We start from the raw sequence: 26294 nt of genomic DNA, 5'->3' as shown, positions 1-26294 counted from the left end.
TTGTCCGAGCCTGGCGCCCGTGTTTCCTTGCGCCCTTGATCTGTGGCGCCCGCGATCTGAGGCTTTACCCGCGCGCCCGGAACGCGGAAGCTGCGCGCGTCTTCAGCGGGAGCCCCGGATGTATGTCGCCATTCTTGTCCTGACCATGTTTGTCCTGCCGGCCCTGTCGGTCGGCCTGGCCCTGGTCCTTGGAAGCGAAGCCGGATGGGCGACGCTTCTGGGGCAATGGTTCGTCTTCTGGGCTGTGGGCGTGCGGCTGATGCTGGCCGGTTTGCGGCAATGGCTGCAACCCGAGTTCACCGCGCGCGAGATCTTCCGCTTTACCGGAAACGAGGCGCAGCAGGTCATCCAGGAACTGGGCTTTGCCAATATCTCGATGGCCACGCTTGGCCTGATCGCCGTGGCGGCGCCGGGCTTCGTGCTGCCCGCGGCGGTGGCGGGCACGGTGTTCTATGGGGCCGCCGGGATTCGCCACATCCCGACGCCCGACAAGACCCGCAACGAGACCACCGCCATGGCCACGGACCTGTGGGCCGCGGCGGTTCTGGCGGTGGTGGTGCTGACCCACATCTGAGGCGCGGCCTCAGTTTCGGGCGTACCAACCGGCCAGCGCGGTGCGTTCGTCCTGGCTGAGGGCCGAGGCGATGGCGTGCATCGGCGACCAGGGGGCGAGGTCGCGACCTTCGGCAAAACTGCCAAGCCGGCGCTGGAGGTAGATCTGCCCCTGCCCTTCCAGCCGTGGCGCGAGGTCGAAGACCGCGCGCGTGTCGGCCCCGTGGCAGGAGGAACAGGCCGGCAGTCCGCGCGCCGGATCGCCAGAGGCCACAAGCTGGCCCGCGGCCTGAAGGGCGGCGTCGGTGACGGGAAGTCCGCCCTTTACCGGGTCCAGCCCCGCGGCATGTTCCAGCGTGCCGATCTGGAGCGACAGGGCGGCGATCTGATCTTCGGTCAGGGGACCGGCGGTCTGGACCATCTGGCTGGCGCTGCGCCGTTGGGTATGGAAGGCCCAAAGCTGGTTGCCGAGATAGGCGGAGGTCTGGCCCGTGAGATTGGCGATCCCGCCCGCCGCATCGCCCGTCAGCGCAGCGGTATGGCAGCGCGAGCAGACCTGGGTGACAAGGCCCTGCGCGGTAGCGACCTGGTCGGCCGTGGGCGTGACCGGCGTTGCCGCAAGATCGGCATCCGGCGCGAGAGAGGTGAACCAGGCCGCGACATCGGCGCGATCCTGGGCGGTGAGACCGCCGGCGATGGCAGGCATCGGGTTCCAGGTCACGCCGGGCGAGGCGCGTCCCTGCTGTGCGGCGAATGTATCGAGCCGCGCCATCAGATAGGGCTGCGACTGGCCTTGCAGCACGGGCGGGCGGATGAGCGGCAGCTTTTCCCGCACCGCGGTGGCGTGGCAGGACAGGCAGGCCGGCACGCCGGCGGCGGGCAGGCCCTGCGCCGCGATCAGCGCGCCGCGCGCGGCATCGCCCTTCGTGGGCTTTGGCGAGGGCACATCCGGCAGGGCGGCAAAATGCGCGGCCAGCGCGTCGATCTGGCTGGAAGAGAGCGACGAGGCGACGATGGCCATCATGCCGCTTGGGCGGCTACCATCGGCATAGCCGCGCAGCGCGGCGGCGATCTTGGCCTCGTCCAGCAGCGTGAGGTTCGGGGCATGGCCGTTTGTCACCGTGCCGGAACCATCGGCGCCGTGGCAGGCGGTGCAGCGGCCAAGCGGGCGTTCGTCCAGGCCGATGGGTGTCCATCCGGGGGTGGGCGCGAGATAGGCGTATTCGTCCAGTGGGGGCGACGGCTCGCCGAAGCGAGTGGCGACCGTCTCGCCCGTGTGGCCCCAGGGGGTGACGGGGGCTTGCGGATCGGGCCCGGTGCGCAGGACGGCGAACTGGTCGGCAGACATGGTGGGAAGCTGGCGCAGGAAGGCGACCACCGCCCAGATCTCATCGTGGTTGGTCTCGGACGGCCAGGCGGGCATGGCCGAGAAGCGCACGCCTTCGCGCAGGATCCAGTAAAGCTCGGGGTCGGTGAACTGGCCCACGACCGAGGGCAGGTGTTGCGGCGAGGGGCGCATCATCAGCGCCAGCGGGCTTTGCCCCATGCCCGGCGCGCCGTGGCAGCTGGCACAGGTGTTGGCGTAGTGCCCGGCACCCAGGCGGATGAGGCCGGGATCGGTGAGGTCGATGGTTTCGGGCACGGCGATGGTCTCGCCGCCACGGGCGACGGCGGCCTTGAAGGTGCCGTGCAGGAAATCGACGGTGAGCGGAGAATCCGGCGGGCGGGCGGATGTGGGCGCAAGCCCGGAGGAAATCACAAGGCCACCGATGGCCGCCCCAAGCACGCCCAGGCCGGCGACAATTGCCGCGGCCCGAAGCCACACACCGCTTTGCATGTTTCTTCTGTCCTGTTCCGAATGGTCAATTTCGGGCGCGCCACATTACCTTAGGGCGATTCCCGCCTTCTGTCTGCCGAAGATTGGCGATGTGCGGCAGGGCTTTTCCCATCGCGCCAGCGCCGCTATACCGCGCCCATGCTGGATAACCGCCCCCAACTCCCGCCCGAGATCGCCCGCCGCCGGACCTTTGCGATCATCTCGCACCCCGACGCCGGCAAGACCACGCTGACGGAAAAGTTCCTGCTGTTCGGGGGCGCGATCCAGATGGCCGGACAGGTGCGCGCCAAGGGCGAGGCCCGGCGCACACGGTCGGACTTCATGAAGCTGGAACAGGAGCGCGGGATTTCGGTTTCGGCCTCGGCGATGTCGTTCGACTTTGGCCAGTTCCGGTTCAACCTGGTGGACACGCCCGGCCACAGCGACTTTTCCGAGGACACCTATCGCACGCTGACGGCGGTGGATGCGGCGGTGATGGTGATCGACGGCGCGAAAGGCGTGGAAAGCCAGACGCGCAAGCTGTTCGAGGTGTGCCGGCTGCGCGACCTGCCGATCCTGACCTTCTGCAACAAGATGGACCGCGAAAGCCGCGACACGTTCGAGATCATCGACGAGATCCAGGAAAGCCTGGCAATCGACGTGACGCCGGCGTCCTGGCCCATCGGGATGGGGCGCGATTTCGTGGGCGCCTATGACCTCTTGCACGACCGGCTGGAGATCATGGACCGCGCCGACCGCAACCGCGTGGCGGAATCGGTGAAGATCTCTGGCCTGGACGACCCGAAGCTGGCGGACCATGTGCCGGCGGATCTGCTGGCCAAGTTCCGCGAGGAGATCGAGATGGCGCGGGAGCTTTTGCCCGCCTTCAACCGCCAGTCGATCCTGGAAGGCCACATGACGCCGATCTGGTTCGGCTCGGCCATCAACTCTTTCGGGGTGAAGGAGCTGATGGAGGGGATCGGCGAATACGGGCCCGAGCCGCAGCCGCAGAAGGCCGCGGAGCGCGAGGTTTCGCCGGAGGAAACCTCGGTGGCGGGCTTTGTCTTCAAGGTGCAGGCCAACATGGACCCCAAGCACCGTGACCGGGTGGCCTTTGTGCGCCTTGCCTCGGGGCATTTCGAGCGCGGCATGAAGCTGATGCATGTGCGCACGAAGAAGCCCATGTCGGTGACGAACCCGGTCTTGTTCCTGGCGGCCGACCGCGAGCTGGCGGAAGAGGCCTGGGCGGGCGATATCATCGGCATCCCGAACCACGGGCAGTTGCGCATCGGCGATGCGCTGACCGAGGGCGAGACCTTGCGCTTCACCGGCATCCCGTCCTTTGCGCCCGAGCTGTTGCAGGTGGTGCGGGCGGGCGATCCGATGAAGGCCAAGCACCTGGAAAAGGCGCTGATGCAGTTTGCCGAGGAAGGCGCCGCCAAGGTGTTCAAGCCGATGATCGGATCAGGCTTCATCGTGGGGGTGGTGGGGGCGCTGCAGTTCGACGTGCTGGCCAGCCGGATCGAGCAGGAGTATTCGCTGCCGGTGCGGTTTGAATCCTCGCAGTTCACCTCGGCCCGCTGGGTTTCGGGGGCGAAGGACGAGGTCGAGAAGTTCGTGAACCTGAACAAGGGGCACATCGCCACGGATAACGACGGCGACATGGTCTATCTCACGCGGCTGAAATGGGACATCGACCGGGCCGAGCGGGATTACCCGGCGCTGAAATTGACGGCGACCAAGGAGATGATGGTCTGACCTGTCAGGTGCGACGGCACTCCCCCCTTGCTGGGTGGATGTGCTGTGATACCCTGTCCGGAATTGGACTGGGGTTTTTTGCATGCCATTGATTGAAGGTGACCGCGGCGGACCGCGGTCGGATGTGTTGAGCGGCGGCGGCGGCACGGACACGATCCTTGGGTACGATCTGAACGATCTGCTGTCCGGCAACGGGGGCAATGACAGCCTGAACGGTGGCGCCGGGTCCGACACGCTGTATGGCGGGTTGGGCGACGATACGCTGCAAAGCGGTGGCGGCGGGGATGATTCGTTCTATGGCGGCGACGGCGATGACGTGATCCAGGCCGCCAACGGCGACGATGCCTCGCTGATCGAGGGGGGCGCGGGCGACGACAGCCTGACGGGCAGCGACGGCTACGACGACATCTTCGGCGACGAAGGCAATGACGTGCTGGACGGGGGCGCGGGTTTCAACGACCTGGACGGCGGCGACGGGATGGACACGCTGGCGGGGTCCGGCATCCTTTACGGCGGGGACGACAACGACCAGTTGTTCGGTTCCGCCTTCGTCCAGACGGACGACTTCGACACGCGGATCACCAAGCTGTACGGCGGGTTCGGGGGCGACCTTCTGGGTGGCTATGGGCTGATGTTCGGCGGCTTTGGCAACGACACGATTTCCACTGACGACAGTGCCCTTTGCTCGGGGGGAGTGGGCGACGACATCGTGGGTGCGGGCACCGCCGATGCCTTGCTGCACGGCGACCAGGGCAACGATTCTGTGGTGGGAGGCACCGGCCACGACCGCCTGTTCGGCGACGACGGCAATGACGAGATCCAGGGCTTTCTGGGCGAGGACAGCCTGTTTGGCGGCAACGGGGCCGATTACATGATGGGCCAGTTCGATGCCGACCGGCTGGACGGCGGCAGCGGCAACGACACGCTTTTCGGCTTTTATTTCAGCGGCCCTTTCACGGCAGTGGATGATCGCGCCAGCGACACGCTGAACGGTGGGGCGGGGAATGACACCCTGACGGGCGGCGGCGGGGCAGACCGCCTGTATGGCGGCACGGGCAGGGACCGGCTTCTGGCCTTCTACGAGCCGGAAGAGGGCACCGACGACCGTGCGGCCGACCGTCTTTTCGGCGGGGCGCAGAATGACACGCTGATCGGGGCGCTTGGAAACGATTACCTGGACGGCGGCGCGGATACGGACACCGTGACCTTTTTGCTGGCGACGCGGGGCGTGACGGTCGATCTGTCAATCACTGGCGCGCAGGCCACGGGTGGCGCCGGCCGAGATACGCTTGTGAATGTCGAGAACCTGGTGGGCTCGCGCTTTGGCGACCGCTTGACCGGCGACAACGGCGACAACCGGCTGGAAGGCGCCGTCGGGGCCGACACCCTGGCTGGAGGCGGCGGCAGCGACACCCTGATCGGCGGGATTGGGCGCGATGTGTTCCTGTTCCACGAGGTGACCGACAGCCTGGCCCTGGACCCCGATCAGATCACGGGCTTTGTGCGCGGGTCGGACAGGATTGACCTGTCCGCCTTTGATGGCACCCCGCTTGACGCAGCGGACACGGCGCTTGCCTTCGTCGGAACCGGCGCCTTTCTTGGCGGTGGACTGGCCTCGGTACAGGTTGCGGCCGGCGCGGTCCGTGTGGATACGACTGGAGACGGCACGATCGACATGCTGATCTTCCTGACCGGCGGCACGGTGCTGGACCTGAGCGACTTCACGCTGTAGCCCAAGCTGGGGCGGCAGGCTTGGGACAGAAGGCGGATGGGCGACGAGGAGGAGACCTTCGAGGGCGGGGTGATTTCGGTCTTTGACCGGTATCTGAAGCGCCGGGCGCCGTTCCGCTTTGCCAATTGGGAAGAGCTGCCACCGGTTGATGCGGATTTCGACGCGATCGCCGCGACGGTTGTGCGGAAGATCCCCGATCCCCTGCCCAAGGGGCATACGCGCTATGGCCAGCGGATGCAGGAGATCGCGCGGGAGTTTGCCGGGCGGTCCGGGCTGTTGATGCTGAACGCACTGTTGATCATGAACCTGCGCAAGTCGGGCTGGCCCGAGCGGGCGCCGGTGCTGTTCAACCGGCTGTGGACGGAGAAGCGCGATTTCCTGCTGGCCGAGTTGAACGGGCGGTGGCTGATTTCCTCGCTGATCACCTTTGGCGACCACGGCGCGACCGAGGCTGACCGGCGGGTCGGTCGGTCGCTTGGGTTGTTGTTTTCGGTCATGAAGCTTTATGAGGCCGAGCGGCTGTTTTCGGGGCGTGCCGGGACCGAGCCGTTCCGCAAGGCCGACCGCGTGGTGGCGCCGTTGCCGATGGAGATGGAGCCCTTTTCGCTGATGTCGGGCGACCTGGAGGCGCATTTGCTGGCGCCGCTGCTGAGCGAGGCGGGCGACGCGCCGGTGGCAGGGCCGCTGGCAGAGCGGCTGTTGGACATGCTGAACCGGGACCCGCAGAACCTGTTCCGCCGTCTGAAGCTGATGCGCGAACAGACGGCGGCAAAGGACTGAGATCAGGCGATTTTTAGCGCAAGGCTGACTTCGGCTTTCAACAGTTTCGAGATCGGGCAACCGGCCTTGGCCTTTTCGGCGAAATCGCGGATGGCGGCTTCGTCGGTGGGGGCCTTCACCGTGACATCCAGATGCGCGGCCGTCACCGTGGGGCTGCCTTCGGTGGTGGGGTCGAGCGAGATGGTCGAGGTGGCCTCGATCCGGTCGGGCACGACGCCTGCGCCGGACATCAGCGCCGAAAGGAACATGGCGTAGCAGCCGGCATGGGCCGCGCCGATCAGTTCTTCGGGGTTGGTGCCGTTCTGCCCCTCGAACCGGGTGGCGAAGGTGTAGGGCGTGGCGGACAGCACACCGCTTTGGCTGGTGAGCGAGCCGCCGCCGTCTTTCAGGCTGCCGGTCCAGATGGCGGAGGAATGTTTCTGAATCATCGAGAGTCTCCCTGTTGCGCGTTGGCCGATTGCGCGCCAGTTCTGCCCAAAAGGCAACCGGCAGGCGCAGGAACGCGCCTGCCGGCGATTGGGACCGGCCTTACTTCGCCGCCAGGAATTCCGGCACCGAGAGCAGGATTGCCTCGTTGTCGGCCGCGGCATCCAGCTTGCGGCCCGAGGAATACGGCAGGTTGTTGTCGTTGCCGACCAGGATATGCGTGTCGTCCACGCGCACCACGTCCTCGATGGTGAAGAAGGGGAACGTGAGGATGCCGGTCAGGTCGCGGTTGGCCTGGGTTTCCTGCTTGTTCAGGCCCTTGGGGTCGGCCACGTTCATCAGGTCGATGTGGCCGATGCGGCGTACGAAGCCATCGGCATCGAGGCTGGCGGTGTCGATCAGCACGATGCGCTTGACCATGGCGGGCAGCGGGAAGCAGTCGGGCGCGGGGTCGCCCGCGCATTTCAGGCTGGGGTCGCCCTCGCCATTGTCGCGTTCGATGATCATCGCGCGGGTTTCGTCGATGAAATTGAAATCGCCGATGGCGGTGGCGCCTTCGGCCAGCGCGAACTTGAAGCCCTGGCCGGTCCATTCGCCCTTGGCCGGGTCGAAGGCCAGGGCGCGCAGGAAGCTGCCCTCGGGATTGCCATCCTCGCCCAGGAGCGGTTTTTCCAGAAGGCCCCAGAGAAGGCCCGTGCCGGGTTGCAGCGCCATGCCTTCATAGCCGCCCGAGCGCTGGACCACCCAGTCCTTGCCCATGACCGAGGTGGCCGAAATGCCGGGGGTATCCGGGCCTTTCAGCGTGGTCTCGCCCATCATGGTGGGGTGGACGGCCAGCACCTTGCCATCCAGCGTGGCGCGGATGAGGTAGGGACCGAACTCGTCGCCGATCCAGATTTCGCCGTTCACGATCTGGATGCTTTCCAGATCGAAGTCGGCACCGGTCAGGTAGCGGCTGCCCTCGCCTTCAAAGGCGATGCGGAAGGGCACCTTCATGTCGGGATCGGTGAGGAAGATGGTTTCGAGGATCTTCATCTGGCCGGTGGCGAAATCGGGCTGCATCCGGTGCACCATGAGCAGCGCATCGGGGCTGTTGGCCTTTGCGCCGAAGCCGTTGTCGGTGAGCATCCAGAAGCTGCCGTCAGCCCCCCGTTCCATGGCATAGCCCGAGAAGCCCTGCAGCGGCTGACCCTCGAAAGGCACGGAAAGGCCGGTGGGGCGCTTGCCGTGCAGCGCGCCGGTGTCGCCGGGCATCGTGCCCGCCTGCATCGTGCGGGCGGGGCCGGTGTATTTGCCCGAGAGGCGCGCATCGGCGGGGGCATCGGCCGGAGCGGGAACGAAGCTGGCGGCGGGCAGAACGACCATGCCGTCGAGGGTGGCGGGGAATACGGTTTCCTGGGCCTGGGCGGTCACGGCAAGAAGGCTGAGCGCGGTCGCGCCGGCGAGAAGGCGAAGGTGCATGGTGGGCTCCTGTCGGTTGGTCCGCAGAAGACTGGCGCGCCTGTTCGACAGTTGCGCGACAGTCGGACAAAGCCCGCGTGATGGTTGGGTAACGCCTTGACCTTGCCTTGACCCTGCCACGGTTTTCCGCTAACGGCGCTTCTGTGGCCTTGTGCCTCAGACGCCGGGACGCCCGGAAGCCGCGTCCCCTCACTTCGTGCGGGCCGATCCCGCACATAACAGGACGCCTATGACCAAATTCTCCGACCTCGCGCTGGATCCGCGCGTGCTCCAAGCCATCGCTGATGCGGGCTATGAAACGCCGACGCCGATCCAGGCCCAGGCCATCCCCCCTGCCCTTGAAGGACGCGACGTTCTGGGCATTGCCCAGACGGGCACCGGCAAGACCGCCAGCTTCACGCTGCCGATGATTACCCTGCTTGGCCAGGGCCGGGCGCGGGCGCGGATGCCGCGCAGCCTGGTTCTGGCGCCGACGCGCGAACTGGCGGCCCAGGTGGCGGAAAACTTCGACATCTATGCCAAGCAGACCAAGCTGACCAAGGCGCTTCTGATCGGGGGCGTGGCCTTCGGCGAGCAGGACAAGCTGATCGACCGCGGCGTGGACGTGCTGATTGCGACGCCGGGCCGTCTGCTGGACCATTTCGAGCGCGGCAAGCTTCTGCTGACCGGCGTGCAGATCATGGTGGTGGACGAAGCCGACCGGATGTTGGACATGGGCTTCATCCCCGATATCGAGCGCATCTTCAGCCTGACGCCGATGACGCGGCAGACGCTGTTCTACAGCGCCACCATGGCGCCCGAGATCGAGCGCATCACCAACACTTTCCTGTCCAACCCGGTAAAGATCGAGGTTGCCCGGCAGGCGACCGCATCGACCACCATCGAACAGCGGCTGGTGGAGTTCACGCCGACGCGCAAGGACCGCAGCTTTACCGAGAAGCGCGCCGTGCTGCGGGCGCTGATCCGCGGCGAGGGCGAGGCCTGCACCAACGCCATCATCTTCTGCAACCGCAAGATGGATGTGGATGTGGTGGCCAAGTCTTTGAAGGCGCATGGCTTTGACGCCGCGCCGATCCATGGCGACCTGGACCAGAGCCAGCGGACCAGGACGCTGGATGCGTTCCGCGATGGCGAGCTGCGGCTGCTGGTTGCTTCGGACGTGGCGGCGCGGGGCCTGGACATTCCGGCGGTGAGCCATGTGTTCAACTTCGACGTGCCCTCGCATCCCGAGGACTACGTTCACCGCATTGGCCGGACCGGGCGGGCCGGGCGGCAGGGCAAGGCCTTCACCATCGCGGTGCCGTCGGATGGAAAGTATCTGGCGGCGATCCAGAGCCTGGTGAAGATGGAGATTCCGCGCGGCGAGATGCCAGAGGGGCTGGACCTGGCCGCCGCCGGCGACGGCGGGCGCCCGGCGCGCGAAGAGAAGCCGGGCCGTGGCCGCGGCAAGGAGCGCGACGGCGGCCGTGGCCGCGGGCGCGAGCGTGGCGAACGCCGCGAGGAAGCCCCGGTCGAGGCGGTGGAGGTGGTCGAGGCCGCCCCGGTGCGCGAAGAACGGGTGCGCGAGGAACGTGTGCGGGACGAGCGTCCGCGTGAGGAGCGCCCGCGCCGCGACCGGCGCGAGGACCGCCGCGACGACCACCGGGTCGTTGGCATGGGCGATCATGTGCCCGAGTTCATCCTGCGCAGCTTCCGCCTGCCGGCTTCGGCCGTCACGGCCGACGAGGACGAGGCGCCGGAGCTGCCCGAAACCGTGGGCGCCGGAACCGACGAGTGAGTGCCGGGATGGAGGGCTAGCCCTCCATCAATCGGCTGACCACCACCGTCACTTCGGGCTTCTTGCCGATTTCCTCCATCGCCACCTGCCGCACCACGCGGCGGGCGGCTTCGTCGAGCTTGTCGTCATCGGCCAGGACCTTGCGGCCGGCGCCGGTGAGAAACTCGTTCAGCTCCGCCTCGATCTGGTCGGCCAGCGGCTGGCCATGGCGGCCCATGGCCGGAAGGCCCATGACCTCGACCCAGGCATCGCCAAGCGGTTCGTCGGCTTCGTCCAGAAGCACCGTCACCATGATATGGCCGTTCAGCGCCATGCGGATGCGGTCGCGGATCACGCCATCCATCGCGCCGATCAGGACCGAACCGTCCAGGTAGACGCGGCCGGTCTCTATGTATTCGGCGACCTGGGGGCCATCGGGGGCGAGTTCGATCATCATGCCGTTTGTGGCGATTTCCGCGGGCAAGCCGGCGGCCATGGCGACCTTGGAATGTTCGCGCAGGTGGCGGTGTTCGCCGTGCATGGGGATGACCATGCCGGGCTTGAGCAGGCGGTGGACGGTTTCCAGATCGGGGCGGTTGGCATGGCCCGAGACGTGGTAGAGACCGTTCGCATCGTCCTGGACATCCACACCCATTTCCGAAAACGCGTTGACGATGCGCAGGACGCCGCGTTCGTTGCCGGGGATGGTGCGGGAGGAGAAGAGGAAGAGGTCGCCCTCCTTCATCTCGAAGCCCAGGTACTTGCCGCGGCTGAGCGCGGCGGAGGCGGCGCGGCGTTCACCCTGGCTGCCGGTGACGATGAGCATGAGGTTCTGGCGAGGGATTTCCAGCGCCTCTTCCGGCGTGACGGTGCGGGGGAAGCCCTGCAGCACGCCGGTTTCCTCCGCCGCGGCCATCATCTTGCGCATGGCGCGGCCCAGAAGGCAGACCGAGCGGTCGGCCTTGACCGCGGCTTCGGCGAGCGTCTTGAGGCGGGCGATGTTGGAGGCGAAGGTGGTGGCGACCACCATGCCGCGCGACTGGGCAACCAGCTGGGCGATGGGGTCGGTCAGGGTGGATTCGGACCGGCCGGGATGGGGCGAGAACACGTTGGTGGAATCGCACATCAGGGCGATGACGGGCTTCTCCGCCGCCACGGCCTGAAGCGCCGAAGGATCCCAGGCCTCGCCCACCACGGGATCGGGGTCGAGCTTGAAGTCGCCCGAATGGACGACGCGGCCGGCGGGCGTGTCGATCACCAGCATGGAACATTCCGGGATGGAATGGCTGATGGGCAGGAACTGCACCTGGAAGGGGCCGGCCTTGATGGTGGCGGGGCGCGGTTCGACCACCACGATCTCTTCCACCGGAAGCCCCGCTTCCTCGAACTTCAGGCGGCCGATGGCGGCGGTGAAGCGGCGGGCATAGACCTTCTTCTTCAGGCGCGGCCAAAGATGGCCAAGCGCGCCGATGTGGTCTTCGTGCGCATGGGTGATGAAGATCGCCTCGATCCGGTCGGCGCGGTCGGCGAGCCAGGTGATGTCGGCCATCACCAGATCGACCCCCGGTGCGCTTTCCATGTCGCCGAAGGTGACGCCCAGATCGACGACGATCAGGCGCTCCTTGTCTTCTGGCCCGTAGCCGTAGACGTAACAGTTCATCCCCACCTCGCCGGCGCCGCCGAGGGGCAGATAGATCAGGCGGTTGGCGGTCATGCGTCCTCCGGGGCGGTGTTGAATCGGTGGATGAGGACGAGGCCGTGCATGGTGATGTCGTCCTCGATGCTATCGAACAGAACGTCGGTGGTTCCGAACAGGGGCGCAAGCCCCCCCGTGCCGATGACCTTCATCGGGCGGTCGCGTTCGGCCTTGATGCGGGAGCAGATTTCCTTGACGAGGCCCACATAGCCGAACCAGATGCCGGACTGCATGCAGGCCACGGTATTGGTGCCGACCACGCGCTGCGGGCGGCTGACATCGACATGCGGCAGGGCGGCGGCGGCCATGTGCAGCGCCTCGAGCGAGAGGTTCACGCCGGGGGCGATGACGCCGCCGACATAGGCGCCGTCGTCATCGACCACATCGAAGGTGGTGGCAGTGCCGAAATCCACCACGATCAGGTTGCCGCCGTGACGGTCGAACGCGCCCACGGTGTTGACCAGACGGTCGGGGCCGACCGTGGCGCCCTGGTCGACGCGGGGTGCGACAGGCAGAGCACAATCGGGACGGCCCACCACGAGCGGACGGCAGTCGAAGTAGCGATTGCACAGGACGCGCAGGTTGAAGACCACGCGTGGCACGGTGGAAGAAATGATCGCCTCGGTGATGGCGGCCTCGGTGCGTGTGATGGCCATGAGCGAGGAGAGCCAGACGAAGTATTCGTCGGCGGTGCGCTTGTGATCGGTGGCGATGCGCCAGGTGGCGAGGAAGCGCGTGCCGTCCCAGATGGAAAAGACGGTATTGGTGTTGCCGCAGTCGATGGCGAGAAGCATGGCCTTCCCCTAGAAGAACACTTCGGCGGCGGGCACGGCGAGAGTGCCACCGGCCGTGCGCAGGACCAGATTGCCCGAAGCATCGACGGTTTCGAAGATGCCCTCGCGCGTGTCGCGTCCGGTGCGGGCGGAGATGCGCTCGCCCAGGCGGGCGGCATGGGACAGCCATTCGTCGCGGATGGCAGCGAAGCCCCCGGTGGTGAAACGGGCCTCGCGCGCGGCATAGGCGGGGGCGAGGTGATCGAGGAAGGCCTCGGGCGTGAGGCGGAGGCCGGTTTCGGACAGGAGCGAGACGGGGCGCAGCGCGCCGGGTTCGACCTGGGCGGGATCGGGCGCGGCGATGAGGTTCACGCCGATGCCGATGCAGAGGGACGAGACCCCTGCCCCGTGGCTGGCCGATTCCAACAGGATGCCCGCCACCTTGCCGCCGTTCAGCAGCACGTCGTTGGGCCATTTCAGCGCGAAGGCCTGGGGCAGCGCGGTGGCGGCGACAAATGCATCGCGGAGCGCGAGCGCGGCGACGAAGCTGCGCAGGGCCACCACCTCGGCCGGTTCCGCGGGTTTCAGGACCAGCGTGCCGTGGAAATTGCCCGCCGGGCTGGACCAGGCGCGGGCGCGGCGTCCGCGCCCGGCGGTCTGTTCGCGGGCAAGCACCCAGGCCGGCCCGGTCAGGCCGGCCGCGATGCGCGCGCCTTCAGCATTGGTGCTGTCGAGCCGGTCGTGGACGAAGCGCCCCGTTCCGGCCGGCCAACCGGCCTTAGCGGACAAGCGCTTCGGCGGCGATTGCCGCGGGCGGCTCGATGCCGAAGAGGTTGACCACACCCAGCACCATGATGGCAGCGACGCCCACCAGCATGGCCCATTGCACCGGCGACATGCGGCTTTCGACAACCTCGCCTTCGGCGCCGAAGTACATGTAGTAGACGATGCGCAGGTAGTAGAAGGCGCCGATGACGCTGGACACCGCGCCTGCGACGGCGACGCCGGTCATGCCGGCATCGACTGCGGCCTTCAGGACGTAGAACTTCCCGAAGAAGCCCACCATCGGCGGCACGCCGGCGAGGCTGAACATAAGGATCAGGAGCGCCAGCGCCTTCAGCGGTTCGGCCTTGGCGAACTGGCTGAGCATGGTGATGTCGGTCACCGGGCGGCCATTGCGTTCCATCGACAGGATGAAGGCGAAGGTGCCGACGTTCATCGTGGCATAGATCGCCATGTAGATCAGCATGGCCTGCACGCCCTCGGCCGTGCCGGCCGAGAGGCCCATGAGGGCAAAGCCCATGTGGGCGATGGAAGAATAGGCCATCAGGCGCTTGATGTCGCGCTGGCCGATGGCGGCGATAGCGCCCCAGAACATCGACACCACGGCGAGCGCGGCGAGGACCTGGCTCCAGTCCTTCACCACGCCGCCGAAGGCATCGTGGCTGACCCGGGCGATCAGCGCCATGGCGGCAACCTTGGGCGCCGAGGCGAAGAAGGCGGTCACCGGGGTGGGCGAGCCTTCATAGACGTCCGGCGTCCACATGTGGAAGGGAGCGGCCGAGACCTTGAAGGCGAGAGCGGCCAGGATGAACACGAGGCCGAAGGTCAGGCCGAGGGGCGCCCCGTCATGCAGGGTGGACAGGATGCCGGCGAACTGGGTGGTGCCGGCATAGCCATAGGTCAGCGAGGCCCCGTACAGCAGCAGGCCCGAGGACAGGGCGCCGAGCACGAAGTACTTCAGGCCGGCTTCGGTGGACTTTGCGCTGTCACGGCGCAGCGCCGCCACGACATAGAGCGAAAGCGACTGCAGCTCGATGCCCACATAAAGCGACAGGAGGTCGCCGGCCGAAACCATCACCATCATGCCGGTGACTGCCAGGGCGATGAGGATCGGGTATTCAAAGCGCAGGAGGCCGCGGCGCGCCATGTACTCGGCGCTCATCGCGAGGACGGCGGCGGCGGAGAGGAGGATCACCACCTTGGCAAAGCGCGAGAAGGGATCGTCGAGGAAGAGGCCGTTGAAGGCCGCACGCTCGCCGCCCCCGCCGATGCCGATCCAGGCGGCCAGCACGAGGAAGACCCCCACCGTGGCCCAGAGGATGGCGGGCGCGGTGGAGTCCTTGCCGGTGTAGACCCCGAACATGAGGGCGGCCATGGCATAGAGCGCCAGGACGATCTCGGGCAGGATGATCGCAAGATCCGTGCTCATGTCAGGTCCTCAGTTATGCGCGGCTTCGGCCGCCGGTTCGGCGGGCAGAGCGGCATGGTATTCGGTGAGAAGCGCCGTGACCGAGGGCCCGATGCGATCGGTCACGAGGCTGGGATAGACGCCAAGGAGCAGCGTCATGGCGACGAGCGGCGCGAAGATGGCGCGTTCGCGGAGCGACATGTCGGTGATGGTCTTGAGCGCCTCTTTGATGAGGTCGCCGAAGACCACGCGACGATAGAGCCAGAGCGCATAGGCCGCCGACAGGATCACGCCCGAGGTGGCCACGGCGGCAACCCAGGTGTTGGCCTGGAAGGCGCCCATCAGCGTCAGGAATTCGCCCACGAAGCCCGAGGTGCCGGGCAGGCCGACGTTGGCCATGGTGAAGAACATGAACACCAGCGCATAGGCGGGCATCCGGTTCACGAGGCCGCCGTAGGCGTCGATCTCGCGGGTGTGCATCCGGTCGTAGATCACGCCCACGCAGAGGAAGAGTGCGCCCGAGATGAAGCCGTGGCTGATCATCTGGAAGATCGCGCCGTCCACGCCCTGCTGGTTGGCCGCGAAGATGCCCATGGTGACATAGCCCATGTGCGCGACCGAGGAATAGGCGATGAGCTTCTTCATGTCGGACTGCGCCAGCGCCACCAGCGAGGTGTAGACGATGGCGATGCCCGACATCCAGAACACCAGCGGCGTCAGCAGGTCGGAGGCGACCGGGAACATCGGCAACGAGAAGCGCAGGAAGCCGTAGCCGCCCATCTTCAGAAGGATTGCCGCCAGCACGACAGAGCCCGCCGTAGGGGCCTGCACGTGCGCGTCGGGCAACCAGGTGTGCACCGGCCACATCGGCATCTTCACCGCGAAGGAGGCGAAGAAGGCGAGCCACAGGAGCGTCTGCATCCCGCCGACGATCTGGAAGCCCATCACCGAGATCGTGTCAGAGGCGAAGGTGTGGTTCAGGAGCGTGGGGATGTCGGTGGTGCCGGCGTCCATGTACATGGCGATCATGGCGACCAGCATCAGCACCGAGCCGAGGAAGGTGTAGAGGAAGAACTTGAAGGCCGCATAGATGCGGTCCTTGCCGCCCCAGATGCCGATGATGAGGAACATCGGGATCAGGCCGGCTTCGAAGAACAGGTAGAAGAGCACCAGGTCCAGCGCCACGAAGACGCCGATCATCAGCGTTTCCAGCAGCAGGAAGGCGATCATGTACTCCTTCACGCGGGTCTCGACCTCCCAGGTCGAGAGGATCGTGATCGGCATGAGGAAGGTGGTCAGCAGCACGAAGAGGATCGAGATGCCGTCCACTCCCAGCTTGTAATGGAAGCCGAGGATCCATTCGCGATCCTCGACGAACTGGAAGCCGGTGTTCGAGGGGTCGAATCCGGTCAAGAGGCCAAGCGAGACGAGGAAGGTGGCGGTGGTGGCCAGAAGTGCCAGCCACTTGGCATTGCGCTGCGCGGCGGCGTCGTTGCCGCGCAGGAACAAGGCCAGGATCGCCGCAGCGACCGCCGGGATGAAGGTGACGATGGAGAGCAGGTTGGTCATCAATGCGCTCCCCCGGCGAGCGTCATCCACAGGACGAGGAGCGTGATCCCCAGAACCATGGCAAAGGCGTAGTGGAACAGGTAGCCGGACTGCGCACGTCCCGCGAGCCGGGTGAAGAAGGGCACAATGCCCATGGCGACGCCGTTGATCGTGCCGTCGATGACCGCGCCGTCGCCCTTCTTCCACAGGAAGTTGCCAAGCCACTTGGCCGGTCGGACGAAGACCCAGTCATAGAGTTCGTCGAAGTACCACTTGTTCAGGAGGAACAGGTACAGCGGACGCTGCTGTTCGGCGAGCTTGGCCGGCAGGTCCGGGCGGCGGATGTAGAAGAGCCAGGCAATGGCGAAGCCGATCAGCATGGCGATGAAGGGCGAGACCTTCACCAGCACCGGCGCCTCGTGCGCGGCGTGGATGATGTGGTTGTCGGGGCCCATGAAGATGGCGCCCTCGGGTGCGGCGCCGACGACACCGTGGTCTTCCGCCGTGGCGGCGGCATGGGTGTCGGTCGGGGCGGCCTCGCCTTCGGTGGCCGTCGTCGCATGGGCATCGGCGGGGGTAGCCTCGCCCTCGGTTGCCGTGGCGGCTGCGTGATCGGTGCCTTCGGTAGCATGTTCGCCACCTTCGGCCGCATGTTCCACCGCCGGGGGCATGCCGAACCAAGTGCGCATCTTGGCCTCGTCGCCGAAGAAGACGCCGTACCACAGCATCCCGGCGAAGATCGCGCCAAGCGAAAGGACGCCAAGCGGGATCAGCATGACAAGCGGGCTTTCGTGCGGCGTGTGATCGCCGTGGCCGTGATCGTCGTGCCCGTGGGCGTCGTGCCCGTGGGCATCATCTCCGTGAGCGTCGTGCCCGTGACCGTTCGCGCGGCTGGTGCCGTAGAAGGTCATGAACATCAGGCGCCAAGAGTAGAACGAGGTGAAGCAGGCGGCGACGACCAGGAGGATATAAGCCGGGTAGGCGCCGGCCCAGGCGCTTTCGATGATGGCGTCCTTCGACAGGAAGCCGGCGAAGCCGATGTTCGTCAGCGGGATGCCGACGCCGGTGATGGCCAGCGTGCCGATCATCATCGCCCAGAAGGTCAGCGGGATGTGCTTCCTGAGGCCGCCATAGTTGCGCATGTCCTGTTCGTGGTGCGTGGCATGAATGACCGAGCCTGCACCGAGGAACAGCATCGCCTTGAAGAAGGCGTGGGTGAAGAGGTGGAACATCGCCACCGAATAGACGCCCACCCCGGCGGCCACGAACATGTAACCAAGTTGCGAACAGGTCGAATAGGCGATGACGCGCTTGATGTCGTTCTGCACCAGACCCACGGTCGCGGCGAAGAAGGCGGTCATGCCACCGATCACGACGATCATCGTCTTGGCATCGGGCGCGAATTCGTAAAGCGGCGACATGCGGCAGACGAGGAACACGCCCGCCGTAACCATGGTTGCGGCGTGGATGAGCGCGGAAACCGGCGTCGGGCCTTCCATCGCGTCGGGCAGCCAGGTGTGCAGGAAAAGCTGCGCGGACTTGCCCATGGCGCCGATGAAGAGGAGCACGCCGATCAGGTTGGCCGCGTTCCAGGATGTCCAGAGGAAGGTGATCTCGGTCTGGGCCAGCGTCGGGGCGGCAGCGAAGATATCGTCGAACCGGATCGAGTCGACCAGGAAGAACAGGGCGAAGATGCCGAGCGCGAAGCCGAAGTCGCCGACCCGGTTCACCACGAAGGCCTTGATGGCAGCGGCATTGGCTGAGGGCTTGCGGTAGTAGAAGCCGATCAGCAGGTAAGAGGCCACGCCCACGCCTTCCCAGCCGAAGAACATCTGCACCAGGTTGTCGGAGGTCACCAGCATGAGCATGGCGAAGGTGAAGAATGACAGATAGGCGAAGAAGCGGGCCTTGTAGTGCTCGCCCTCGTGCCAGTTGTCGTCATGCGCCATGTAGCCGAAGCTGTAGAGATGGACGAGCGCCGAGACGGTGTTGACCACCACCAGCATGATGAGCGTCAGACGGTCCAGCCGGATGCCCCAGGAGGTGGACAGCGAACCGGATTCGATCCAGCGCAGGATCTCGTGGTGTTCGGTCGGTCCGGTGGGCGAGAGGAACAGGATCCAGCTGAGCAGCGCGCCAAGGAAGACGAGCGAAGTGGCGAAGATCTGGCCCGTGCGTTCGCCGATCAGCTTCCAGCCGAAACCGCAGATGAGGGCGCCGACCAGGGGCGCGAAGAGGATGATCGTGGGCATCTGGTCAGCCTTTCATCACGTTGGCGTCTTCGACCTCGATCGTGCCGCGGTTGCGGAAGAACACGACGAGGATGGCGAGGCCGATGGCGGCCTCGGCTGCGGCGACGGTGAGGACGAAGAGCGCGAAGACCTGCCCCACCAAATCGCCCAGGAAGGACGAGAACGCGACGAAGTTGATGTTGACCGCCAGAAGCATGAGCTCGATCGACATCAGGATCACGATGACATTCTTCCGGTTCAGGAAGATGCCGAAGATCCCGATCACGAACAAAGCCGCCGCGACCGTCAGGTAATGTTCAAGTCCCACCATCTCGTTCCCTCCGGGTCTGGTGCCCGTGTGTCTTGGTCAGCCCGTGCCCTTGCGGCCCGGTGCCGGTGCCCGGTCAGTTCGAATAGAACAGGTCGGGGTAGAATGTCTTGCAGCCGCAGTCCGAGCGGCCGGTGCTTTCCGAGCCGCGGGGCGGCAGCGTGGCCGTGCCCGGCTTGTAGCCGGCCTGTTTGGCCAGTTTGGCAAAGGCTTGCTCGTTGGCGAGCATCCCCTTCTTGCGCAGGCCGGCAACAAAGCTCATCAGGTCCTTGCCCGACTTCGCGGTATTGGCGGCGTCCTGCAGCTTGTATTCGGCCTTGACCTGGACCATGTCGCGCGTGGCGCAGTTCACCAGCGAATAGCGCTGCTTGGTGCCTGAGGCATCCTCGTCCACGGTGAAGAAGCCGACATAGCCCGCGCCTTCCTTTGTGGCCGGATACTCGATGTGCGAGCCGAATTCGTTCTTCGCCTCGACACCGCAGTTCTTCAGCTTCTTGACCACCTGGCTGTCCGCCGAGGCCATTGTGGCCGTCAGCGCGAGTACCAGCATCGTCGTCACGAAAAGCTTCATCCTCGTCACTCCCACCCCGCGCCTCAGAGCCCCTGCCCCGGCTTCACATCCTTCAGTTCCATTGCCTTGGCCGGATCGCGCCACATCTGCGCCAGGACGTTCTGGCGCTTGACGTTGGTGCGGTGGCGCAGGGTCAGGAGAATGGCTCCGATCATGGCGACAAGCAGGATCAGACCGGCCATCTGGAAGATGAAGAAGTAACGGTCATAGATCAGCAGGCCGAGCGCGCGGGCATTGTCCACCTCCGTCAGGGCCGGGGTCACGGCCTGGCGCAGGCCAAGCGCGCCATCGGCCTCGACCCAGGCGCCGACGCCCATGACCAGCATCATGATGAGGATCAGACCGATCAGCAGGCCGAGCGGCATGTATTTCACCATCTCGCCCTTCAGCTGTGCGAAATCCACGTCCAGCATCATGACGACGAAGAGGAACAGAACCGCGACGGCGCCGACATAGACGATCATCAGGAGCATCGCCACGAATTCGGCGCCAAGAAGCACGAAGAGGCCGGCCGCGGACAGGAAGGTCAGGATCAGCCAGAGCACCGAATGCACTGGGTTGCGGCTGATGGTGACCAGAAGCCCCGAGCCGACCGTCACCACCGCGAAGCAGTAGAAGGCGTAATCCGCGACGCTCATGCGTTGTTCTCCTCGTTCTCGGCGAAGACCGCCTGCGCCGTCTCCAGCGCCTTCTGCATGGCGGGCAGGCCGCCGAACATGGACATCTGCCAGATCACTTCCGCGATCTCGCGTTGTGTGGCGCCCGCTTCCAGCGCGTGCCGGATGGTCAGCTTCAGCTGGGCCTCGGCCTGCGCGCCCAATACCGTCAGCGCCGCGATGGTGACAAGAAGGCGCGTCTTCGCATCCAGTCCCTCGCGGTTGAAGGTGCGGCCGAACCACATCTCCATCATGTCTTTCGTCATGGTGGGGAACATCTTGTCGAAGCCCTTCACCTGCATGGTCTCGAGCGCAGGGTTGAAGGCGCGGAGCATCTCCTGCCCGCTGTCCATCATCGCCTTGACCATCTTGGTGAAGTCCTCGGTCATGCCGTCCTCAGCGGTAGGGCGCGTCCAGCGCGAGGTTGCGGGCAATCTCGGCTTCCCACCGGGCGCCGTTGTCCAGAAGCTTGGCCTTGTCGTAGAATAGTTCTTCGCGCGTCTCGGTCGCGAATTCGAAATTCGGGCCCTCGACGATGGCATCGACCGGGCAGGCTTCCTGGCAGAAACCGCAATAGATGCACTTGGTCATGTCGATGTCGTAGCGCGTGGTGCGGCGCGAGCCGTCGGCGCGGGGTTCCGCGTCGATGGTGATGGCCTGGGCCGGGCAGATCGCCTCGCAGAGCTTGCAGGCGATGCAGCGTTCCTCGCCGTTCGGATAGCGGCGCAGCGCGTGTTCACCGCGGAAGCGCGGCGAGAGCGGCCCCTTTTCATGCGGGTAGTTCAGCGTGGCCTTGGGCGCGAAGAAATACTTCATCCCAAGGGCAAAGCCCTTGATGAAATCCTGAAGCAGGAAGTAGCGCGTGGCGCGGGTCCAATCGATGTTTGCCATGTCTCAGCCCCCAATCGCCCAACGAGCCCAAAAGCCGCCGAGCACTTCGAATTTTGCAAGGAACGCCACGATCACCACCCAGGCCAGCGACATCGGCAGGAAGACCTTCCAGCCGATCCGCATAAGCTGGTCATAGCGGTAGCGCGGCACGATGGCCTTCACCATCGCGAAGAGGAAGAAGAACACCGCCATCTTGGCGATCATCCAGAAGGCGCCATCGGGCAGGCCGGGGATGGGCGAGAGCCAGCCGCCGAAGAACAGCACCGACATCAGCGCGCACATCAGGAAGATGGCGATGTATTCGCCGGCCATGAAAAGAAGGAACGGCGTCGAGGAGTATTCCACGAAGAAGCCGGCGACGAGTTCGGATTCCGCTTCCGGCAGGTCGAAGGGCGGGCGGTTGGTTTCGGCCAGAGCAGAGACGAAGAACAGCACCACCATCGGCAGGTGCGGTAGCCAGTACCAGTTGAACAGGCCGAAGGAGCCATCCTGCGCCTCGACGATTGCGGAGAAGTTCATAGAGCCGGTGGAGATGATGATGCCGACGATGATGAGGCCGAGCGAGACCTCGTACGAGATCATCTGCGCGGCCGAGCGCAGCGAGCCGAGGAAGGCGTATTTCGAGTTCGACGCCCAGCCCCCCATGATCACGCCATAGACTTCCAGCGAGGACATGGCGAAGACGAAGAGGATGGCGACGTTGATGTCGGCCAGCACCCAGCCGGGGGCGAAGGGGATCACGGCCCAGGCCATCATGGCCAGGACGAAGGAGAGCATCGGCGCCAGGAAGAAGACCGGGCGGTCCACCCCGGCGGGGATGACGATTTCCTTCAGCACGTATTTCAGCGCATCGGCCACTGTCTGCAGCAGGCCCCAGGGCCCCACCACGTTCGGGCCGCGACGCATCTGCACGGCGGCCCAGATCTTGCGGTCGCCGTAGACGAGGAACAGCATCGAGATCATCACGAAGCCGACGACCAGGAGGCTTTGCAGCGCGATGATCAGCGCCGTTCCCCACCCCGTTGCCAGAAACTCAGCCATTCTTTTCGTCCCTCATCTCAGACCGTCGGGATTCCCTGTGCGCCGCAATCGCGCACCGTCACCTCGGCGTCAATCGTCCGCACGCCGCGCGGCAGCGAAGCCGAGATCGTGTAGACCGCGTCGCCACGCCAGGTGCCGTTCTTCTGGGCGACGGTCGTGCGCACATGGCGCGCGAAACCGTAGCCGCGGATCAGCGCATACTGGGCCGCCGCGCAGCGCGCATAGACCTCGACATCGCTTTTTTCCCGCGCGCCCGTCATGGCCACGCGGAAGTTCACAAGATCGCCGTCCAGAAGGATCGTCTCGATCCCCTGGTAGTCCGGCGCGAAATCGCTTTGCGACACATGGGCGCTGCCGTCCGCGCAAGCCGCCAGCACCGCCGAGGCGGTGAGGACAGCGGCAAGGGCGCGGGCGGCGGCCATGGTCACTCGGCCGCCATCGGGGCGCGGGCGCGGGCGGCCGCCATGGCCGAAAGCTCGGCCATCACGGCAGAGGCGCGCGCGATCGGGTTGGTCAGGTAGAAATCGCGGATCACGTTGCGGAACGTGGCCTTGCCGGGCTCGCGCAGGGCGAGCGGGGTCCAGGCATTCTCTGCCACCTTGTCGATCTGGCCGAGGTGGGGGTGCGCTGCGATCAGGGCATGGCGCAGTTGCGCAAGGCTATCCCAGGGAAGGGCCTTGCCCAGCTCGCCCGACAGGGCGCGCAGGATGGCCCAGTTCTCCTTGGCCTCGCCGGGCGGGAAGCCCGAGCGCAACGCCAGTTGCGGCCGGCCTTCGGTGTTGACGAAAAGGCCGTTCTCCTCGGTCCAGGCGGCTGCCGGCAGGATCACGTCGGCTCGCATCGCGCCGCGGTCGCCGTGGCTGCCCTGATAGATGACGAAGGGACCTGCCGAGATTTCCACCTCGTCCGCGCCGAGGTTGAAGATCACCTCCGCGCCGTCGGTAGCGGCGGCAAGTCCACCCTCGGTCACGGCGCCGACGTCCATGGCGCCGACCCGACCTGCCGCAGTGTGCAGGACCAGGAGCTTGCAGTTGCCAAGTTCGGCGATGCGCATGGCATGGGCCAGCACGGCCTCGCCATCGGCCTCGTTCACCGCGCCCTGCCCCACGATCACCAGACCTGGCGACTCGGTGCCGGTCGAAAGTTCAGGATCGTTCATCAGCGCGACCAGCGCGGCACGGTCGGTGCCGAGGTGGTGATAGTCGTAGGTGAGGTCCACCGCTTCGCCCAGCAGAGCAACCTGGGCGCCAAGCGACCAGGCCTTGCGCAGGCGGGCGTTCAGGACCGGCGCTTCGACACGCGGGTTGGTGCCGATGAGGAGGATGCGTTTCGCGCTGTCGATATCCTCGATCTTGGCGGTCCCGACATAGGCAGACCGGTTGCCGATGGGCAGACGCGCTCCATCGGTACGGGATTCGACATGGCCGCCCAGCCCTTCGACCAGCGCCTTCAGGCTGTAGGCCGCTTCGACCGAGGCGAGGTCACCCACCAGGCCCGCGACCTTCTTGCCCTTCATCGCCGTGGCGGCAGCGGCCAGCGCCTCGCCCCAGGTGGCGGGCTTGAGCTTGCCGTTCACGCGGACATAGGGCTTGTCGAGCCGCTGGCGGCGCAGACCGTCCCAGATGAAGCGGGTCTTGTCGCTGATCCACTCTTCGTTCACGCCGTCATTGTTGCGCGGCAGGATGCGCATCACTTCGCGGCCCTTGGTGTCGATGCGGATGTTGCTGCCCAGGGCATCCATCACGTCGATGGATTCGGTCTTGGTCAGTTCCCACGGACGCGCGGTGAAGGCATAGGGCTTGGAGGTCAGCGCGCCTACCGGGCAGAGGTCGATGATGTTGCCCTGCAGGTTCGAGTCCAGCGTTGCGTTCAGGTAGCTGGTGATCTCTGCATCCTCGCCGCGACCCGTTTGCCCCATCTGGTGGATGCCCGCCACTTCCGTGGTGAAGCGCACGCAGCGTGTGCAGGAGATGCAGCGCGTCATCTCGGTCTTGACCAATGGGCCGAGGTTCAGGTTTTCCGAAGCACGTTTCGGTTCTCGGTAGCGGCTGAAATCCACGCCGAAGGCCATGGCCTGGTCTTGCAGGTCGCATTCGCCGCCCTGGTCGCAGATCGGGCAATCGAGCGGGTGGTTGATGAGCAGGAACTCCATCACCCCCTCGCGGGCCTTCTTCACCATCGGCGAGTTCGTCTTGACGACCGGCGGCTCGCCGTTCGGGCCGGGGCGCAGGTCGCGCACCTGCATGGCGCAGGATGCGGCAGGCTTGGGCGGTCCGCCCATCACCTCGACCAGGCACATCCGGCAGTTGCCGGCGATGGACAGGCGTTCGTGATAGCAGAAGCGCGGCACCTCGATCCCCGCGACCTCGGCCGCCTGGATGATCGTCATCGCGCCATCGACCTCGACCACATGGCCATCGATGCTGATCTTCTTGAGGTTGCTGCTCATCAGCCTACTCCGCTGCCATCCTTGCGCACTGGCGGTCCCGCCAGAGCGTCGCGTCCTTCAGATACGACCAGCCGAAGGCATGATCGCTGTCGCCGTTTGCCTCACACCAGGCCAGGCGCTCCAGCGCCTCGTCCAGCGTGGGCCTATGCCCGGCGGGTATCCACCACATGACGAAATGCTGCCGTCCGAGAATTTCGAACCATTCCGCGCGCCGCTCATAGAACGCCCGGTGCACCGTGTTCCAGACGAATTGTTCAAGCGCGGCAACATCTTCCCAGACCGTGAGGTTCGCCACGAACTGCGGATCGCCGCCGATCTTGGTTTCGGTGTTGCCGGTGCCCGGTTCGCCCGAGCCTTCCATCATCCAGACAAAGCCCTTCGACCGCTTGCCGATGCCATTTACCCTGTCCAGTGCCGCCATGAATTCGGCCACGCGCGGGTCATTCGTCGGCGCCAGCAGGCGGCCCACGTTCAGCTCGGCAAGGTGCATCTGTCCGGTCATCAGCACATGTCCGCAATCCACCACGTCCCGGTCGCCGGGTCGCGGTAATGGTAGTCCTCTGCCCAGGCCGAGAGATCGCGTCCTTTTCCGCAGAAGAGGCCCGCGGCGCGCAGGGCCGTGGCACCGTCGGGAGCCCCCTCGACCATAACCGTGGGTGCGATGCGGTCCATCTGAACGGGCACGGTCGCGCCGGACTCCGGGTCGGTCGCCAGGGTCCAGACCTGGGCAGGCATGGCGCGGACCAGATAGCTGCGGCCACCGATCGTGACCTGCGCCACTCGTTCCACCACCTCCGGCTGGGTCCACCCGACACAACCGGACATGGCCGAGGCGAAGGCGCAACCGATGGCCAGACTTGCGGCGCTGTGCCCGAGGCTCGTCATGCGCAAGCTCCCGCGAATTGCCAAAGCCCGCCCCCTGCGTAGACACCGAAGGCGCGGCCGTCGAAGCGGCCGCGAGCCGCAGAACAGCCAGCGGCAGCCGCGTCCTTCGCAAGCTTTCCTTCGTCCTGTCCAAGCGGCGTGGCTTCGCGCCGGACGGTGACCGTCATGCCCGCCACGGGAACACCGCCCTGCGCCGTAGGCCGCAGCCCCGGCACGCCGGGCGTGACGGTTGCGGCGAAAGCGGCATCCCCCACGGAGACGGGAAAGGTGCCCGCGGCCGCGTTGCCCGAAGGCCCAGCGCCCGGCGTTGCCGCGCAGGCGGCCAGCAGCGCCACCCCGCCGAGGGGGGCGCAGTGGCGCAGCCGAAGGGTCGCGGCAAGGCTCACCGGCACCTCCACTGGTCGAACCACCAATCCCCGGTCGCCGGGTCCTTGTAGACAAACTGCGTGTCGAACCCGTCCGGGTCGATCTCTTCGTTGCAGAACTGCGCCAGCGCCTTGATCGCCCGCACCCGGCTGTCGGGCGAGCCTGAGACGATCACCGTATCCGCGGTGCCCGACTGCACGAATTCGGTCTTGCCGGTTTCGACCGAAACAGGGGCGATCATCGAGGGCCAGTTGTATTCCTGCCGGAGCTGCATCGTCACGCCGTCGATCACGATGGTCTCGCCGCGCGCGGCTTGTCCCGCAGCCTGCGGACCGGCCTGCACGCAGGCCGCCAGCAGAAACAATGGGAGAAGCGCCGCGCGCATGG

At 66.0% G+C, this 26294-nt stretch carries 26 protein-coding genes; 5 read left to right on the top strand and 21 right to left on the bottom strand.

Features of this window, described 5'->3' with window-relative positions; all coding sequences use genetic code 11:
- Positions 1-118: 118 nt before the first annotated feature.
- The gene (locus tag JO391_RS05955; RefSeq protein WP_220663345.1) at positions 119-574 is read left to right on the top strand and encodes a DUF6790 family protein; all 456 of its coding nucleotides are present in this window, start codon (positions 119-121) and stop codon (positions 572-574) included.
- A gap of 9 nt (positions 575-583) precedes the next feature.
- On the opposite strand, the gene JO391_RS05950 is transcribed toward JO391_RS05955, so the two are convergent.
- On the bottom strand, positions 584-2389 hold the full coding sequence (locus JO391_RS05950) for a c-type cytochrome (RefSeq protein ID WP_220663342.1): 1806 nt from the start codon (positions 2387-2389) through the stop codon (positions 584-586).
- 138 nt (positions 2390-2527) lie between these two features.
- Between JO391_RS05950 and JO391_RS05945 the strand changes: the two genes are divergently transcribed.
- The 3 genes from JO391_RS05945 (at position 2528) to JO391_RS05935 (ending at position 6638) form a co-directional block, all read left to right on the top strand.
- Entirely contained in the window at positions 2528-4126 is a 1599-nt protein-coding gene (locus JO391_RS05945; protein ID WP_220663340.1) for a peptide chain release factor 3, read from the top strand.
- 82 nt (positions 4127-4208) lie between these two features.
- Positions 4209-5858: a calcium-binding protein gene (locus JO391_RS05940; RefSeq protein ID WP_220663338.1), complete on the top strand. Its 1650-nt coding sequence runs from the start codon at positions 4209-4211 to the stop codon at positions 5856-5858.
- A gap of 36 nt (positions 5859-5894) precedes the next feature.
- Positions 5895-6638, top strand: coding sequence for a hypothetical protein (locus JO391_RS05935; protein WP_220663336.1), 744 nt, complete (start codon positions 5895-5897; stop codon positions 6636-6638).
- Between the two features lie 2 nt (positions 6639-6640).
- Here JO391_RS05935 and JO391_RS05930 read toward each other — a convergent pair whose 3' ends face one another.
- Both JO391_RS05930 and JO391_RS05925 read right to left on the bottom strand, forming a co-directional pair.
- The gene (locus tag JO391_RS05930; protein ID WP_310795061.1) at positions 6641-7066 is read right to left on the bottom strand and encodes an OsmC family peroxiredoxin; all 426 of its coding nucleotides are present in this window, start codon (positions 7064-7066) and stop codon (positions 6641-6643) included.
- A gap of 100 nt (positions 7067-7166) precedes the next feature.
- On the bottom strand, positions 7167-8525 hold the full coding sequence (locus JO391_RS05925; RefSeq protein ID WP_220663334.1) for an esterase-like activity of phytase family protein: 1359 nt from the start codon (positions 8523-8525) through the stop codon (positions 7167-7169).
- 229 nt (positions 8526-8754) lie between these two features.
- Here JO391_RS05925 and JO391_RS05920 point away from each other — a divergent pair, with 229 nt between their 5' ends.
- A complete protein-coding gene (locus tag JO391_RS05920) occupies positions 8755-10302 on the top strand; it encodes a DEAD/DEAH box helicase (protein WP_220663332.1) in 1548 nt (515 codons plus the stop codon).
- A gap of 16 nt (positions 10303-10318) precedes the next feature.
- Here the strand turns inward: JO391_RS05920 and JO391_RS05915 are convergent, their stop codons facing one another.
- The 18 genes from JO391_RS05915 to JO391_RS05830 form a co-directional block, all read right to left on the bottom strand.
- Positions 10319-11995 carry a ribonuclease J gene (locus JO391_RS05915; protein WP_220663331.1) on the bottom strand — a complete coding sequence of 559 codons (1677 nt, stop codon included), beginning with the start codon at positions 11993-11995 and terminating at the stop codon, positions 10319-10321.
- Positions 11992-12771 carry a type III pantothenate kinase gene (locus JO391_RS05910; protein WP_220663329.1) on the bottom strand — a complete coding sequence of 260 codons (780 nt, stop codon included), beginning with the start codon at positions 12769-12771 and terminating at the stop codon, positions 11992-11994. Before JO391_RS05910 ends, JO391_RS05915 begins: the two co-directional genes overlap by 4 nt.
- A 9-nt stretch (positions 12772-12780) precedes the next feature.
- Positions 12781-13539 (bottom strand): biotin--[acetyl-CoA-carboxylase] ligase, encoded by a 759-nt coding sequence (locus JO391_RS05905; RefSeq protein ID WP_220663327.1) that lies wholly within the window; start codon positions 13537-13539, stop codon positions 12781-12783.
- Complete coding sequence (nuoN, locus tag JO391_RS05900; protein WP_220663325.1) at positions 13529-14962, bottom strand: NADH-quinone oxidoreductase subunit NuoN; 1434 nt, start codon at positions 14960-14962, stop codon at positions 13529-13531. Before nuoN ends, JO391_RS05905 begins: the two co-directional genes overlap by 11 nt.
- A gap of 9 nt (positions 14963-14971) precedes the next feature.
- Entirely contained in the window at positions 14972-16510 is a 1539-nt protein-coding gene (locus JO391_RS05895; RefSeq protein ID WP_220663323.1) for an NADH-quinone oxidoreductase subunit M, read from the bottom strand.
- Positions 16510-18741, bottom strand: a complete 2232-nt coding sequence (gene nuoL, locus JO391_RS05890) for an NADH-quinone oxidoreductase subunit L (RefSeq protein WP_220663321.1) — start codon at positions 18739-18741, stop codon at positions 16510-16512. The genes JO391_RS05895 and nuoL overlap by 1 nt, the downstream gene beginning before the upstream one ends.
- A gap of 4 nt (positions 18742-18745) precedes the next feature.
- Positions 18746-19051 (bottom strand): NADH-quinone oxidoreductase subunit NuoK, encoded by a 306-nt coding sequence (gene nuoK / locus JO391_RS05885; protein ID WP_220663319.1) that lies wholly within the window; start codon positions 19049-19051, stop codon positions 18746-18748.
- A gap of 73 nt (positions 19052-19124) precedes the next feature.
- Positions 19125-19619 (bottom strand): hypothetical protein, encoded by a 495-nt coding sequence (locus JO391_RS05880; RefSeq protein WP_220663317.1) that lies wholly within the window; start codon positions 19617-19619, stop codon positions 19125-19127.
- Positions 19620-19642: 23 nt separating this feature from the next.
- Positions 19643-20257 carry an NADH-quinone oxidoreductase subunit J gene (locus JO391_RS05875; protein ID WP_220663315.1) on the bottom strand — a complete coding sequence of 205 codons (615 nt, stop codon included), beginning with the start codon at positions 20255-20257 and terminating at the stop codon, positions 19643-19645.
- Positions 20254-20664: a carboxymuconolactone decarboxylase family protein gene (locus JO391_RS05870; protein ID WP_220663313.1), complete on the bottom strand. Its 411-nt coding sequence runs from the start codon at positions 20662-20664 to the stop codon at positions 20254-20256. Before JO391_RS05870 ends, JO391_RS05875 begins: the two co-directional genes overlap by 4 nt.
- Before the next feature lie 7 nt (positions 20665-20671).
- A complete protein-coding gene (nuoI, locus tag JO391_RS05865; protein ID WP_220663310.1) occupies positions 20672-21166 on the bottom strand; it encodes an NADH-quinone oxidoreductase subunit NuoI in 495 nt (164 codons plus the stop codon).
- A 3-nt stretch (positions 21167-21169) separates the two neighbouring features.
- Positions 21170-22207 carry an NADH-quinone oxidoreductase subunit NuoH gene (nuoH, locus tag JO391_RS05860; protein WP_220663308.1) on the bottom strand — a complete coding sequence of 346 codons (1038 nt, stop codon included), beginning with the start codon at positions 22205-22207 and terminating at the stop codon, positions 21170-21172.
- A 17-nt stretch (positions 22208-22224) separates the two neighbouring features.
- Entirely contained in the window at positions 22225-22629 is a 405-nt protein-coding gene (locus JO391_RS05855) for a YNQ4 family lipoprotein (protein WP_220663306.1), read from the bottom strand.
- A 2-nt stretch (positions 22630-22631) separates the two neighbouring features.
- The gene (nuoG, locus tag JO391_RS05850) at positions 22632-24656 is read right to left on the bottom strand and encodes an NADH-quinone oxidoreductase subunit NuoG (RefSeq protein WP_220663304.1); all 2025 of its coding nucleotides are present in this window, start codon (positions 24654-24656) and stop codon (positions 22632-22634) included.
- Between the two features lie 4 nt (positions 24657-24660).
- Positions 24661-25158: a DUF3291 domain-containing protein gene (locus JO391_RS05845; RefSeq protein ID WP_220663302.1), complete on the bottom strand. Its 498-nt coding sequence runs from the start codon at positions 25156-25158 to the stop codon at positions 24661-24663.
- Positions 25158-25541: a hypothetical protein gene (locus tag JO391_RS05840; protein ID WP_220663300.1), complete on the bottom strand. Its 384-nt coding sequence runs from the start codon at positions 25539-25541 to the stop codon at positions 25158-25160. The genes JO391_RS05845 and JO391_RS05840 overlap by 1 nt, the downstream gene beginning before the upstream one ends.
- The gene (locus JO391_RS05835) at positions 25538-25927 is read right to left on the bottom strand and encodes a hypothetical protein (RefSeq protein WP_220663297.1); all 390 of its coding nucleotides are present in this window, start codon (positions 25925-25927) and stop codon (positions 25538-25540) included. Before JO391_RS05835 ends, JO391_RS05840 begins: the two co-directional genes overlap by 4 nt.
- Positions 25924-26292, bottom strand: coding sequence for a hypothetical protein (locus JO391_RS05830; RefSeq protein WP_220663295.1), 369 nt, complete (start codon positions 26290-26292; stop codon positions 25924-25926). Before JO391_RS05830 ends, JO391_RS05835 begins: the two co-directional genes overlap by 4 nt.
- Positions 26293-26294: the final 2 nt, after the last annotated feature.

Origin of the sequence: Neotabrizicola shimadae (assembly GCF_019623905.1) — a bacterium.
GTDB lineage: Bacteria > Pseudomonadota > Alphaproteobacteria > Rhodobacterales > Rhodobacteraceae > Neotabrizicola > Neotabrizicola shimadae.
The sequence above is the reverse complement of the archived record's forward strand: the minus strand, read 5'-3'. Positions and strand labels throughout refer to the sequence as shown.